Source organism: Hyphococcus sp., from assembly GCF_965228385.1.
Lineage (GTDB): Bacteria > Pseudomonadota > Alphaproteobacteria > Caulobacterales > Parvularculaceae > Hyphococcus.
Genome location: NZ_OZ245810.1, coordinates 1,468,762 through 1,481,969 on the forward strand (window position 1 = coordinate 1,468,762; position 13,208 = coordinate 1,481,969).

At 57.0% G+C, this 13,208-nt stretch carries 11 protein-coding genes; 4 read left to right on the plus strand and 7 right to left on the minus strand.

The window, feature by feature from the left end:
- Positions 1 to 24 precede the first annotated feature (24 nt).
- Positions 25 to 2,898 carry a class I SAM-dependent DNA methyltransferase gene (locus ACQK2Q_RS06880; protein WP_425409005.1) on the plus strand — a complete coding sequence of 958 codons (2,874 nt, stop codon included), beginning with the start codon at positions 25 to 27 and terminating at the stop codon, positions 2,896 to 2,898.
- Positions 2,899 to 2,905: 7 nt separating this feature from the next.
- Here the strand turns inward: ACQK2Q_RS06880 and ACQK2Q_RS06885 are convergent, their stop codons facing one another.
- From ACQK2Q_RS06885 to ACQK2Q_RS06895, 3 genes are all read right to left on the minus strand, one after another.
- A complete protein-coding gene (locus tag ACQK2Q_RS06885) occupies positions 2,906 to 3,157 on the minus strand; it encodes a hypothetical protein (RefSeq protein ID WP_425409006.1) in 252 nt (83 codons plus the stop codon).
- 23 nt (positions 3,158 to 3,180) lie between these two features.
- A complete protein-coding gene (locus tag ACQK2Q_RS06890; protein WP_425409007.1) occupies positions 3,181 to 3,801 on the minus strand; it encodes a hypothetical protein in 621 nt (206 codons plus the stop codon).
- Positions 3,802 to 4,147: 346 nt separating this feature from the next.
- Positions 4,148 to 4,501: a hypothetical protein gene (locus ACQK2Q_RS06895; protein ID WP_425409008.1), complete on the minus strand. Its 354-nt coding sequence runs from the start codon at positions 4,499 to 4,501 to the stop codon at positions 4,148 to 4,150.
- A 128-nt stretch (positions 4,502 to 4,629) separates the two neighbouring features.
- Between ACQK2Q_RS06895 and uvrB the strand changes: the two genes are divergently transcribed.
- On the plus strand, positions 4,630 to 7,029 hold the full coding sequence (gene uvrB, locus ACQK2Q_RS06900; protein WP_425409009.1) for an excinuclease ABC subunit UvrB: 2,400 nt from the start codon (positions 4,630 to 4,632) through the stop codon (positions 7,027 to 7,029).
- 60 nt (positions 7,030 to 7,089) lie between these two features.
- A complete protein-coding gene (locus ACQK2Q_RS06905; protein ID WP_425409010.1) occupies positions 7,090 to 8,133 on the plus strand; it encodes a hypothetical protein in 1,044 nt (347 codons plus the stop codon).
- Positions 8,134 to 8,853: 720 nt separating this feature from the next.
- Here the strand turns inward: ACQK2Q_RS06905 and ACQK2Q_RS06910 are convergent.
- Both ACQK2Q_RS06910 and ACQK2Q_RS06915 read right to left on the minus strand, forming a co-directional pair.
- Positions 8,854 to 9,249: an endonuclease domain-containing protein gene (locus tag ACQK2Q_RS06910; RefSeq protein WP_425409011.1), complete on the minus strand. Its 396-nt coding sequence runs from the start codon at positions 9,247 to 9,249 to the stop codon at positions 8,854 to 8,856.
- A gap of 187 nt (positions 9,250 to 9,436) precedes the next feature.
- Positions 9,437 to 9,985, minus strand: a complete 549-nt coding sequence (locus tag ACQK2Q_RS06915) for a hypothetical protein (RefSeq protein WP_425409012.1) — start codon at positions 9,983 to 9,985, stop codon at positions 9,437 to 9,439.
- A gap of 664 nt (positions 9,986 to 10,649) precedes the next feature.
- On the opposite strand from ACQK2Q_RS06915, the gene ACQK2Q_RS06920 reads away from it, so the two are divergent.
- The gene (locus tag ACQK2Q_RS06920; RefSeq protein ID WP_425409013.1) at positions 10,650 to 11,057 is read left to right on the plus strand and encodes a hypothetical protein; all 408 of its coding nucleotides are present in this window, start codon (positions 10,650 to 10,652) and stop codon (positions 11,055 to 11,057) included.
- Between the two features lie 111 nt (positions 11,058 to 11,168).
- On the opposite strand, the gene ACQK2Q_RS06925 is transcribed toward ACQK2Q_RS06920, so the two are convergent.
- Positions 11,169 to 12,194, minus strand: a complete 1,026-nt coding sequence (locus tag ACQK2Q_RS06925) for a hypothetical protein (protein WP_425409014.1) — start codon at positions 12,192 to 12,194, stop codon at positions 11,169 to 11,171.
- A 116-nt stretch (positions 12,195 to 12,310) separates the two neighbouring features.
- Positions 12,311 to 13,132 (minus strand): substrate-binding periplasmic protein, encoded by an 822-nt coding sequence (locus ACQK2Q_RS06930; protein WP_425409015.1) that lies wholly within the window; start codon positions 13,130 to 13,132, stop codon positions 12,311 to 12,313.
- Between the last annotated feature and the right edge of the window lie 76 nt (positions 13,133 to 13,208).

Genomic DNA, 13,208 nt, shown 5'->3' on the forward strand with positions numbered 1-13,208 from the left:
CAAAACCGCGCAAGACTTCCGCCAATGACGCCAGAAGACTTTATAAGAAAATGGGGGAAATCGGAGCTAAAAGAGAGCGCCGGCGCCCAACAGCATTTTCTTGACCTTTGCGCATTGCTTGAAGAGCCCGCCCCTGCGGATGTCGATCCCACGGGCGAACGGTTCTGTTTCGAAAAGGGCGCGACCAAATCCACCGGCGGACAGGGTTTCGCCGATGTCTGGAAACGCGGGCATTTCGGCTGGGAGTACAAAGGGCCGAAAAAAGACCTCGACCGTGCGCACCGGCAATTGCTGACCTATTCAGTGGCGCTGGAAAACCCGCCGCTGCTGGTGGTTTGCGACACCAAAAAAATCATCATCCGCACCAACTGGACGAACACGATCCAGGAAACCCATGCGCTGGAGCTGGACGACCTGCTCGATGCGGGCAAGCGCGATCTCCTGAAGGCGGTTCTGTCAGACCCGGAGCGGCTAAAACCGAAAAAGACCCGCACCCAGCTCACCGCCGACGCCGCCAACGATTTCTCCGCCCTCGCCCAGTCCCTGCGCGATCGCGGGCACGAGCCCCATCAAGTCGCGCATTTCGTCAACCGGCTGGTCTTCTGCATGTTCGCCGAAGATGTTGGGCTGTTGCCGAACAAGCTGTTCCAGAAGGCGCTGGAGCGATCCGAATACAAACCCGAAAAAGCCGAAGGTTATCTGCGCCAACTTTTTGCGGCGATGAAGGACGGCGGCGAATTCGGACTCGATGACATTCCGTGGTTCAACGGCGGGCTGTTCGACTCGGATGAGGCCCTGCCGCTGACCCATGACGACGTGGCGCTGACGCTGAAGGCGGCGAAACTCGACTGGCAGGATATCGACCCGTCGATTCTCGGCACGTTGTTCGAGCGCGGGCTCGACCCGTCAAAACGCTCCCAGCTTGGCGCCCATTACACCGACCGCGACAAGATCATGATGATCGTCGGACCGGTGCTCGTCGAACCGCTGACGGCGGAATGGGAAGTGGAAAAGGAAAAGATCGCCGCGGATACGGCCAAGGCCGATAAGGCGAAATCGAAAGCCGCTAAGACAAAGGCGCTGAACGCCGCCGAGCGGCGCTATCAGGCGTTTATTGAAAAGCTGGTCAATTTCCGCGTGCTCGACCCGGCCTGCGGCTCCGGTAACTTCCTCAACCTGTCACTGACGGCGCTGAAAGACCTCGAGCACACCGTCAATCTCGACGCGGAGGCCATGGGTCTGCCGCGCGGGTTCCCCCGCGTCGGGCCCGAGGCGGTGAAAGGCATCGAGATCAATCCGTATGCGGCGGAGCTGGCCCGCGTGTCGATCTGGATCGGTGAAATCCAGTGGATGCGCCGCAACGGTTTCGACGCCGGGCGCAATCCGATCCTGAGAAAACTCGGCAATATCGAATGCCGCGACGCCCTGATCGAACAGGATCCCGAAACCGGCGGCTGGCGCGAAGCCGAATGGCCCGACGCGGATGTGATTGTCGGCAACCCGCCGTTTCTTGGAAACAAGAAAATGATTTCGGAGCTGGGCGAGGATTACGTTTCAACGCTTCGAGAGATTTACAAAGGCCGTATCAGCAGCGGCGTCGATCTGGTTCTCTACTGGTTCCAGAAGGCATGGGAGAAACTGAAAGCAGACAAGCTGCAACGGGCGGGTCTCGTCGCAACGAACTCAATTCGCGGCGGCGCCAATCGGGAGGTACTCAAACCAGTCGTTGAGGACGGCCAAATATTTGACGCGTGGGAAGATGAGGAATGGACAGTGGACGGGGCTGCCGTTCGCGTTTCGCTTGTTTGTTTTAATGCCACACCTGTGAACGCAGTTAGATTAAACGGCCTGCATGTTGCTCAAGTTTATTCAGATTTAACTGCAAGCCAAGAAAATTTTGATATTACATTTGCCGGAGGCCTTGTTGAGAACAAAGGAGTTTCATTTCAAGGTCCAGTAAAGGTTGGCTCTTTTGATGTTGAAGGCAAGTTAGCACGAGCGTGGTTACAATTTCCATCAAATCCAAATGGCTTAACGAATGAACATGTCCTCCGACCATGGACTAATGGGATGGATATTACTCGACGTCCCTCAGGTCGTTGGATTATTGATTTCGATGAACTCACAAGTATCGATGCATCTTTGTTTGAAGCTCCCTTCGAATACGTCGTATCTGAAATCAAACCAATTAGAGCCAAAAACCGGGATCGGCAAAGACGCGAGAACTGGTGGCGATTGGGTCGTTCTGGCGCAGATTTAAAAGCTGCAACTAGCGGGTACCAGCGGGTAATTCTAACACCGCGGGTTTCAAAATATCGCCTATTTATCTGGAGACCTGGTCGCGTTCTTCCGGACTCGGCTGTCGTCGCCATCTCTCGCGACGACGACACAACCTTCGGCATTCTCCATTCGAAATTCCACGAACTCTGGTCGCTGCGCATGGGCACCTCGCTGGAGGACCGCCCCCGCTATACGCCGACAACCTGTTTCGAAACCTTCCCCTTCCCCGAGAGACTGACGCCGAACATTCCGGCCGAGGACTATGCCAACGATCCGCGCGCAATCCGTATCGCCGAGGCCGCTGCGCGGCTTAACGAGCTGCGCGAAAACTGGCTGAACCCGCCGGACCTCGTCAAACGCGTGCCCGAAGTGGTGGAAGGTTATCCCGACCGCATTCTGCCCGTGGACGACGCGGCGGAAAAAATCCTAAAGAAAAGAACGCTCACCAATCTTTATAATGAGCGCCCGGCATGGCTCGACAATGCGCACAAGGCGCTCGATGCGGCGGTCGCTCACAGCTATGGCTGGGAAGAGGACTTCAACGCCGGCGCGCTGACCGACGAGGAAATCTTGAAACGTCTGTTCGAGCTGAATAAGGCGCGCGAGGCAGCGCAGTGACAGCGTCCTAGCCCCGCGTCGGGTCGTCGCTGGCGGCCTGCTCGCCTTCCGCCGGATCGTCAGTATCCGGCGTTTCAGGGTCGGCGTCTTGCGCGTCTTCGAAGTTTCCATCATCCGTATAAATACCAACATCGATAAGTGCGGGCTCTCCCAATTGGTACCGACCGAGAAAACCTGCAGAATTTACAGCCTGGTAATTATCTGATGATTCTCTCAGACCTAACGCATCGAAAAAATCGTCATAAGTACCTTGTGTCATTCAAATTCCTTTATTTTGTGGCGTTACTCAATTTTAGCGCTCGGAAGGGACCAAATCGTTATAGTCTCATCATCGTCCTCATACGGAGATGCGATTGGTGCATTGTTAGTTTCCAGATAGTAAAACGTTTGAACACCGCAAGCATTGAATAAAACTCGTGGAACAGACCAAGAGTAATAATTGGTCACGCCTGCGTCACCCATAGCTAGAGGGATAAAGTTCGTTGTGCCCGCCTGTAAACTGTACAACAATGTCCTGCATCCAGATTGCGGGCAGGGCAATTTATTATTGATAAGGATAATGACGCTTAGGTGTTCACTATTTGCAGCAAAAATAGCAAAGTCACTAAGCTTTTCGTCTCCTGGCAACAGACCCTTTTTTTCCACTTGCGCCAATAATTCTTTATACAAGTTAGGCTTAAAAACAGGCGCCACAGCTTCAGGTGGAAGAATGTCTAGTGAATGACCTTTACCTTGAAATGAATACGTTACTACATGACCATTTTCACAAGGAGGTGCAGTGGTCAAACTTGGATTGTTGCGTTTATCTTCGCTCCCAAGAACATCAATTTCTTCAGCACACGCGCTCAAGCAACAATATGCCAATACCGCGATAATAATTTTTTGAAATCGAAGGGTATTCATCGAATCACTCTCCTTCGTACAACGCTACAAATGACTATCGTCCCGCGTAACCCTTTCTTAAATTTTATGAAGAATGGGTAAATCCGGATAAGCCGGAGATTGAAACTGTCATAAACCAGGCGCGTATTCAGGCGCGGTTTCCTTGTCGAACGGCTTTTCGGGATTTAAACGGCGCGCAAAAGTTTTACGCTGCAAGGCACGCAGCGGCTTCGCCGGATTGCGATTATATGCACAGATTATATGCACAATTGTGGGCGTTTTTCCGGGGCGCGACGCGGATACGCGCGTACAAAAAATCTGAACAATTGTTCGCAAAGCGCTTGCGCAACAGCGCAGTGACAGCGTTCTAGTCTCGCGTCGGGTCGTCGCTGGCGGCCTGCTCGCCCTCCGCCGGATCGTCAGTATCCGGCGTTTCAGGGTCGGCGTCTTGCGCGTCGTCGAACGCGCCTTCCATCTGGCCGTCGCCTTCCGGCACGGTGACGGTGACGTTCGTATCGGAGGCGTCTTCGCGGTCAGTGAGAACATCGGGCGAGACTTCCTCAGCTTCGACGTCCATATCGCTGACGGGGTCTTCCACTTCGACGGCGCGCGTATCGATCGCCGGTACGTCCGATTCCACCGCCGCGTCATCGTCGAACAGCACCCACAGCAAAAAGCCGGCGGCGACAATGACAACCAGAATTGTGATGATGCGGGCCATGGGAAATTCTCCTTGCGATACGATATGGATAAACACTGGCGCGCCGCGATTTGTTCCATGCCCGACGGCGCGCGCGGCGGGGTCAGCGCCGCTTTCACAAGCCCCTTTTCTTTCGGCGCGTTCGCATTATGTTCGCATCCATGAGCAGCAACCCGAAACACCGCCCCGGCTACGACCCGAAAGCCAGACGCCCGTCTTCCCAGCCCGTCACCGATGCGGCCGAGATCACGAAAGGCGGCTTTTCCGAAGCCGTCGCCAGCTATCACGACAGGCTGGCGCAGCCGCTGGAAACATGGGAGCCGCACCGGCCCGAGCGCCCGGAGAAGTCCGGCAAGTCGCGGCCCCTGCGCGTCGTCTCCGACTATGAACCCGCAGGCGATCAGGTGAGCGCGATCCCGGAGCTGACCGCCGGCGTGCGCGGCGGGGAATGGGACCAGGTGCTGCTCGGCGCCACCGGCACGGGCAAGACCTTCACCATGGCGAAGATCATCGAGGCGGCGCAGCGCCCGGCCCTGATCCTCGCGCCGAACAAGACGCTGGCCGCGCAGCTCTATGGCGAGTTCAAGGCGTTCTTTCCCGACAACGCGGTCGAATATTTCGTCTCTTATTACGATTACTACCAGCCGGAGGCATATGTTCCGCGTACGGACACTTATATCGAGAAGGAAAGCTCCATCAACGAGCAGATCGACCGCATGCGCCACGCCGCGACGCGCGCGCTGCTCGAGCGCGAGGACGTGATCATCGTCGCATCGGTCTCGTGCATTTACGGCATCGGCTCGGTGGAGACTTATACGGCCATGACCTTCTCGCTGAAGACGGGTCAGGAGCTGGAGCGCAAAAAACTCCTCGCCGATCTCGTCGCCCTGCAATACAAGCGCAATGACAACGCCTTCGCCCGCGGCTGCTTCCGGGCGCGCGGCGACACCATCGAGATTTTTCCCGCCCACTACGAAGACCGCGCCTGGCGCGTCTCCATGTTCGGCGACGAGATCGAGAGCATTACCGAGTTCGACCCCCTCACCGGCCAGAAAACCGGCGATCTGGAAGAGGTGACGCTCTACGCCAACTCGCATTACGTGACGCCGCGCCCGACGCTGAACCAGGCGATGAAGGCGATCAAAAACGAGTTGAACGAAACCCTCCCCATCATGCGCGAGGAAGGCCGCCTGCTCGAAGCGCAACGGCTTGAACAGCGCGTGCAGTTCGACCTCGAGATGATGGCGGCCACCGGCTCGTGCAACGGCATCGAAAACTATTCGCGCTACCTCACGGGCAGGCAGCCGGGCGAGCCGCCGCCGACGCTGTTTGAATATCTGCCGGAAAACGCCATCGTCTTTTGCGACGAAAGCCACGTCACCGTGCCGCAGATCGGCGCCATGTTCCGCGGCGACTTCAACCGCAAACGCACCCTCGCCGAATACGGCTTCCGCCTGCCCTCCTGCATGGACAACCGGCCCCTGAAATTCGAGGAGTGGGAGAAGATGCGCCCGCAGACGGTGCACGTCTCCGCGACGCCCGGCGACTGGGAGCTGAACCGCACGGGCGGCGTCTTCACGGAACAGGTGATCCGCCCCACCGGCCTCGTCGATCCCGTGGTGGAGGTGCGCCCCGTCACGGGCGACAAATCAAACCAGGTCGACGACGTCATCGCCGAGTGCTTGGGCGTAGCAAAGCGCGGCGGGCGCGTGCTCGTCACCACGCTGACGAAACGCATGGCAGAGGACCTTACCGAATATATGCACGAACAGGGCGTGCGCGTGCGCTACATGCATTCGGATATCGATACGCTGGAGCGGATCGAGATCATCCGCGATTTGCGCCTCGGCGCCTTCGACGTGCTGGTGGGGATCAATCTGTTGCGCGAGGGGCTCGACATCCCCGAATGCCAGCTTGTGGCGATCCTCGACGCCGACAAGGAAGGGTTCCTGCGCTCGGAGACCTCCCTCATCCAGACCATCGGGCGCGCGGCGCGCAATGTGGACGGCCGGGTCATTCTCTATGCGGACAATATCACCGGCTCCATGGAGCGGGCCATGGGCGAAACCGAGCGCCGCCGCGACAAACAACTCGCCCATAACAAGGAACACGGCATTACGCCCGCCACGGTGAAGGCGAAAATCGCCGAGATCGCGACCTCCGACGATGAAGGCGCGAAAGCCGCCATGGGCCAGACCTTTGTGGGGCACAGGAATGTGCGCGCCGGGTTCGCGGAAGAAGCGGAGGAATTCGCCGGCCAGGACGGAAAGCCCGGCCACAACCTGAAAGCCCACCTCGCGGCGCTGGAAAAACAGATGCGCGAGGCCGCCTCCAACCTCGAATTCGAGGACGCGGCGCGCATCCGCGACGAAATCAAGCGGCTGCAAGAGGTGGAGCTTGCTGTGTCGGATGATCCTTTAGCACGCCAGTCTGCGATTGAGGACAGAGTCGAGAAGGCCTCAGAGGGCCGGATTAAAAAGTCCGAAGGTACGGTGAGTAATGTGCGGAGTAAGCCGAGGGGTACGAAGGGGAAGAATCGCTGGAAGTAATATCCAGAGTACTGGAACATGTAGTGAATTGTCAGCTCTAATTAACCCGACGACATAAAAATGACTAATGCCTCACCATTACACGCTCTCGAACAATCAAAAAAGTTCGAAGGGCAATTCGTTGGAGTAGCCGGGCCTTTCTCAAATTGGCCACCAAAGCTTCCTAGTATCATTTTGAACAAGCAGACGGCTGCCGGCACAATACAAGTCACGGCTATGCCTGCATCGACATTGATTGTCGCAACAAGGCAGCATTCAACAATACTGAAACATGTTGAAACATGCCCACTTAAAGGCCCGGACAAATCACCGTTTGTTTTAAGTATTAGATGGCAGGGATCAGAGATTGGCGTATGGGTAAACGGCTCCTGTGCCGCTTCGACGGACACACAGCAAGAGACTGAAACATCCATTGAGTGGCATGCGCCTGTGGATGCAAATCCGATTTTGAGCCTTCACAAAGATAATGAAAGTTCCCGAGAAGCACGCAAAAAAGATTTATTGACCCTAAAGATTCGCGCTAACCGCTTGCCTGCTTCAACAGATCATATGATTAACAAACTTCAATCGGCACGCCTTCAGCTTGCAGACCAGATCGCATCAGTGCAACGAGGCCAAATACATCACGATACCGCGCTTGCAGCTAGATTGCGTGCTTTGATCTGCCATATGAACAACGGATATCCACTATTGCAAAGGCTCGCTGGTGCGTTCGATCTACCGCTCATTGTTTATGCCGTTCCACCAAGCCCCGAACCAAAAGACCTTATTACAGCGGCTCAACTAATTATCGATCAGCATGTTGCGCCATCGGCTACCTATTCAGTTGATGCTGCCATGGACTTAGACTTTTGGCTGAATGCCGAAAAAGCGCACTGTAATGGAAGTGCGTATTCTAATAATGCCATAATTCGTGCTTATGCTGATACTGAAGCGGCACATTATGATGAGGGAATTGAGCCTTTGGTGGCTTCCTTAAAGGAAATGAGTGTCGTAAATCCTCATGGATCGCCAATGATGGCGCTCCATACTTTTCTTCTAAATGTAGCCAAAAGTGTAATGCCACTCTGCGACCAAGTGCTTGCTGCAGCGAGAACACGCTAGTCACTGGCCGGCTTCCACCGGAACGACCGTTAGTGAGAGCCCCCTCCGTCCGATACGCGGACACCTCCCCCGCAAGCGGAGGAGGAGAAATGCCGAATGTGCGGCTTGCGCCCTCTTCCCCCGTTTACGGGGGAAGTCCCGGCGAAGCCGGGGATGCGGGTTAGACACGAACATTGCATCGAACGCGACTTCGTTAGCCTTGGTGTAGCGGCCTCACCCCCTCCCGCAAAAGCGGCTGGCCACCTCCCCCGCAAGCGGGGGAGGAAGAACTTCGCGCTTTTGCGTTAGGCTGGTAGCCCCCTCCGTCTCGGCCTGACGGCCTCGACACCTCCCCCGCAAGCGGGGGAGGAGAAGCGCTGAGCTTGCGGCGAGTTTCCTCTTCCCCCGTTTACGGGGGAAGTACCGGCGAAGCCGGGGATGGGGGTTAGACACAAGCATTGCATCGAACGCGACTTTTTTAGCCTTGGTTTGCGGCTTCACCCCCTCCGTCCGCTTCGCGGACACCTCCCCCGTAAACGGGGGAGGAGAGGTGCCGTGATTGCCGCGAGTTTCCACTTCCCCCGTTTACGGGGGAAGTGCCGAGCGTAGCGAGGCGATGGGGGTTAAGCACATGTTTGCTGCAAACCTCACCCCCTCCGTCTCCCCCGGATTAAATCCGGGGTCGACACCTCCCCGTCCATTGGGGCCCCAACCCCAGTGAACCGGGGGAGGAGGAGTGCATCACTGATCGCTTTTGAAATTATCCTCTTTCATTTTTAAACAGCGCACTGAATTTCCCGCCGCCTCGATAATCGCATCGAGGACGCCGTTCATGTTGTCGCGCACTTCATGATTCCAAAAACGGAGAACCATCCACCCTTCCCTTTCCATGAATGTGTCGCGCGCCACATCGCGCACTGGCGTATTTCCCAATGCGTGCTGTTCGCCGTCGAGTTCGATGACCAGCTTTGCTTCGACGCAGGCGAAGTCAGCAATGTACGGACCGATTGTATGCTGACGGCGGAAGCGAAAGCCGCCGAGCTCTTTGTTGCGCAACCGTGACCATAATCGCCGTTCAGTTTCCGGCATGTCCTTTCGGAGGGTTCGTGCGTTGGGGTGGGGTTTGCGGATCGTCATAGTTTGTCAGTATACCCCCTCCGTCGCCGTTGGCGACACCTCCCCCATTGGCATGGGGGAGGAGAAGTTCGCGGATGGCCGCAAACGCCCTCGATTGGGTCCAACCCCCATCGAAGTCCCCCGTGTACGGGGGAAGGTTGGAAGCATGCTTCCAACGCGAAGCGGGCGATGGGGCTCGGCGCCAGCCTTATTCGAATGCGATCAGACGAACGGTGTCGGCGGCGATCGCCTTGCCTTTTTCATCGAGCAGGCTGACATACAGCATAAGCGTATGGCCATTGCCCAGGCTGCAATGGCCCTGACCGTCTTCTCTCGTGATGCGCGCAAAGATGCGATAGACGCCCGGCGTCACGCCCGACTCATTCTCAGTGCCGCCATCGGATGCCAGCGGTTCGCAGCGAAAACCGGAAGAGGTGACATACTGCACGCGGAACGGGCTGTCGGTTCCTTCAACATGGGAGGGCGTCAGATTGGTCACGGGCCTGCCGTTTTCATCGAGAACGAGAACATGAGCGTAGGTGCGCGCCGGACCGTTTAACGTATAGGGTTTCAGCGAAAACCCTTGCGCGCGCAATTCGTAGTTTTTCGATGGATCGACGCCGTAAACGGGTTTCGGCTGCCATGTGTTTCCGGGCGGCTGTGTTGTCGGTTCTCCCCTGCCTGTTTCTGCGGCGGTTGCCGGCAAGGCGGCGGCGACGCCGATCAGCGCGGCGGCGGCGTATGCAAAACGTAACATGGGTCTCTCCCCTGATTTTTCCGCGGCGGCGAAAAGCCTCCGGTCCGTCCGAATTAACCATCATGCGCGGGCGCCTGTCTGTGACGGCGATCACATGGCGCGCATAGGGAAAATTCGGCGCACGCTGCGGGCGAGTCGGCCTTCGAAAAATACATCCTATCTGTTGAATTCTTCCATAAAACCCAGTGTCGGTGGATAGATATCCACCACCTGGCGATTGGCCCTATACTGCGCGGCATGTCCGGATATGGAGAGCGGTAAGCGCTTCCGTTTCTTATCGGTCCGGACACGCGGCGCGCGGGCGGCGTTCGCCTTCGTCTTTTAACCGGTGTTTCGCCGGGGCGGAGGATCGGACGGACGCTTAGTCCCGGCCTGTCGCTGCAACCGAGCCCCCGGGTGAAAGGCGCGGGACTGTTCCACGGAGCAGGACCGCGCACCGGCGGCATTCGGTTGGCGATGATGAATAAGCCGCGCGCGAGACGCAAAAGCGTCCGTGACTTCAATTTGACGAGGATGTTTTTGCGTCTCGCGCATCTCTCCATTGATATGTTCGGGCCTCAACCGGTCGCGGCAAGGAATGCCTGTGCGGAAAGGATGTCTTAGATGCGCGAGATTTTTGGTTTGCGCGCCTTCGCGCGCGGGCGCCGGAATGATCGGAGTGAAAATGAAAACGCAAAAGAAAGAACACACGCGAAAGCGCGGGAAGCGATCCGCTGAAATACCCGGCGCGGAACCTGACGCGCCGCCGGTGAGCGATGAGAGCATCGCTGCGTTGCATCGGCATCTTGAACGCGAGGTCGCGCCGCGCATTCTCGCCGGCGTCTCCCGCCGGCTCGGCGCCCAGGGCGCGCGCCCGCGCGATTACCGGTGCAATTGCGACCTATCCTATCTCGACGGCCTGCCGATCTGCTGCGGCGTCAAACCGGATTGCCGCTATGCCGGGCGGCTGACGGAGGCCGAGATCGCCGCGCATACGTCCGACGCGGCCCATGCGCGCTATATGATCGTTTACCGCGCCGCCATGGACGCACTCCCGCCGGTGAAACTGCCCGCCAAACTGCGCCGGCAATAACCGTCCGCGAAAAAACCGGCGGGAGTGGAGATCCCGCCGGCTTCGAGTGAACGCAACATTCGCGTTGCGCAGCTTATTGATTGTGCAGCTTTGCTGCTTACTGGACGCAGTTTACTGGTCGATATCGTCCTTGACGTCTTCAGCGCCGTCCTTGGTCTTGTCCCAGGCTTTCTTGGCGCCGTCTTTCGTATCGGTCCAGGCCCTGTTCGCCCGGCTGCCGATGTCAGCGCGAAGGCTGGTGAATGTCGGCGCGGCGTCAAGTTCGGCCTGCGTCATGTCAAGCACCAGGCCGCCGTCGCCCTGCGCAACGGAAAGCTTGGAATAGGCCACCGCATGTTTCTCACCGGCGCCGATGCCGCCGATAATGTTGTTTTGAACGATCAGATGTTCGATAACGCCGCTGTCGGCGATGATAATGTCGTTAACGACAACGTCGTCTTCATTGTCTTCCGACGTTCTGGTCAGATCGACTTCCGCGCCGATCAGCTCGGACGCGAGACTGTAATCGTTCATCTCTTCGGTTTCATATTCCACGGCCGACTGAATCGCTTCTTCCGTCAGCGAGATGTTCACCACCGGCTCGCGGTCTTCTTCCATGGCGATGTCGATGGTGTTGTAATCAAGCGCGCCGCGCTTGCCGCCGAGGCCGAATACGCCGCCCGACAGGAATACAACATCCTGGATCTGGCCGTTAGCGCCGATCACAAGATCGTCGATCCGGGCGATGCGGTCGCCGTCAACGCCGTGAATGCCTTCGCCCAGCAGTTCCTTGACGCTCATGGAGCGGGCGCCGACCTTCATGTCCGCGTTTTCGTCCATGTCCGCGTCAGCATAGGATTTGTCTTTCTGGGCGCTGGTTTTTTGCGCGCTGGTTGTCTGGGCGCTTGTTGTCTGGGCGCTTGTTTCCATGTCGGCGGTTTCAGCGCCGTATGTGGTTTTCGTAACCGTTTCCGCCTTCATTCTATCGGCGTCGGTTTTCATTTTCGACGTAATTTTGGCGTCGGTTTTTCTGTCGACGTTTTCCTGTTCGACAGTCTCCGTCTTCATTTTCGTTTCTTCGGCGTCGCTCTGAGCCGCGTTGACGCCCAACGGCATCAAAATCGCGCTCGCAGCGGCGGTAATGAGGAGCTTATTCATGATAGTCCTTCCTTTCCAATCTGATGTCCGGTTAACAAACGCCGCAGGCGTTCGTTCCAAACGCCGGATGGAAAATTTGAAAGACTTTTTACGAACGAAGCCGTTTGTTACGCCACTTACTGAACAGGCGTCGCTGCGGCGCAGGCATGCGGCGGCGGCGCGGATGCAACGGCGTGTTCATCGGAGAACCATTTCTTTTCAAGCGCGTCCCAGTATCCGTTCAGATCCTGGCCGATCACCCACTCATTCAACGCTTCGTGCAGGGCGTCGCTGTTTTTATCGGTGGCGAAGGCTTCGATCGTGCGGGTCAGTGCAAATTCATGCGGTACAACAAATGTTTTGCCATCAATCTCCTGACTTAAACGAAGGTAGGGGTCGAACAAAACGGCGCCGTCCACTTCGCCATTCGCCATGGCGTCAAGAATGTCGGAAAAGGAGCTGTATCCTTTCAGGCTCGATCCGGGAAACTCGCCATGCGCCACCATGCCGGAAACGCCGCCATGCTGATAGGCGATGGCGATATTTTTACGGTTCACGCCCCGCAGGGTCTTCGCCTGTTTCGCTTTGCGACTTGTCATCGCCAGAAAATACTCCGTATCGTGGTAAGGAAGAGAAAAATCCAGCAGGCGGCGCCTTTCCGGCATGTTTGAAAAGCCGGAAGCGATTATATCCGCTTCCCCGGAAAGCACGGCGTCGGCCAGTTCGCAAAACGGCTTTTCGATATATTCGATTTCAAGGCCCAGATGCTCACCGAGACCGCGCGTTGAATCGATTTCGAAGCCCGAAAGCGTTCCGTCAGCAGCTTTGATGACAAAGGGCGAAAGCGGTGCGACCGCGACGCGCAGGACGCCGCGATCGGCGATTTCATCAAGGTCGGCGGCGACGGCGCTGGAGACCAGCAACAGGACTGACAAAAACGGGGCGAAAATGCGAAACATGTTGAAAGACCTCATATATGAAAACAGCGCCAAAAATGGCCCCGCTATGGCGACAATAATCGCCAAGGTAAAGTTT

What these genes read in the sequence shown, in the direction of transcription:
- ACQK2Q_RS06880 (WP_425409005.1), top strand. Translation starts at nt 25, where the DNA reads ATGACGCCAGAAGACTTTATAAGAAAATGGGGGAAATCGGAGCTAAAA.
- ACQK2Q_RS06885 (WP_425409006.1), bottom strand. Translation starts at nt 3,157, where the DNA reads ATGACACAAGGTACTTATGACGATTTTTTCGATGCGTTAGGTCTGAGA.
- ACQK2Q_RS06890 (WP_425409007.1), bottom strand. Translation starts at nt 3,801, where the DNA reads ATGAATACCCTTCGATTTCAAAAAATTATTATCGCGGTATTGGCATAT.
- ACQK2Q_RS06895 (WP_425409008.1), bottom strand. Translation starts at nt 4,501, where the DNA reads ATGGCCCGCATCATCACAATTCTGGTTGTCATTGTCGCCGCCGGCTTT.
- uvrB (WP_425409009.1), top strand. Translation starts at nt 4,630, where the DNA reads ATGTTCGCATCCATGAGCAGCAACCCGAAACACCGCCCCGGCTACGAC.
- ACQK2Q_RS06905 (WP_425409010.1), top strand. Translation starts at nt 7,090, where the DNA reads ATGACTAATGCCTCACCATTACACGCTCTCGAACAATCAAAAAAGTTC.
- ACQK2Q_RS06910 (WP_425409011.1), bottom strand. Translation starts at nt 9,249, where the DNA reads ATGACGATCCGCAAACCCCACCCCAACGCACGAACCCTCCGAAAGGAC.
- ACQK2Q_RS06915 (WP_425409012.1), bottom strand. Translation starts at nt 9,985, where the DNA reads ATGTTACGTTTTGCATACGCCGCCGCCGCGCTGATCGGCGTCGCCGCC.
- ACQK2Q_RS06920 (WP_425409013.1), top strand. Translation starts at nt 10,650, where the DNA reads ATGAAAACGCAAAAGAAAGAACACACGCGAAAGCGCGGGAAGCGATCC.
- ACQK2Q_RS06925 (WP_425409014.1), bottom strand. Translation starts at nt 12,194, where the DNA reads ATGAATAAGCTCCTCATTACCGCCGCTGCGAGCGCGATTTTGATGCCG.
- ACQK2Q_RS06930 (WP_425409015.1), bottom strand. Translation starts at nt 13,132, where the DNA reads ATGTTTCGCATTTTCGCCCCGTTTTTGTCAGTCCTGTTGCTGGTCTCC.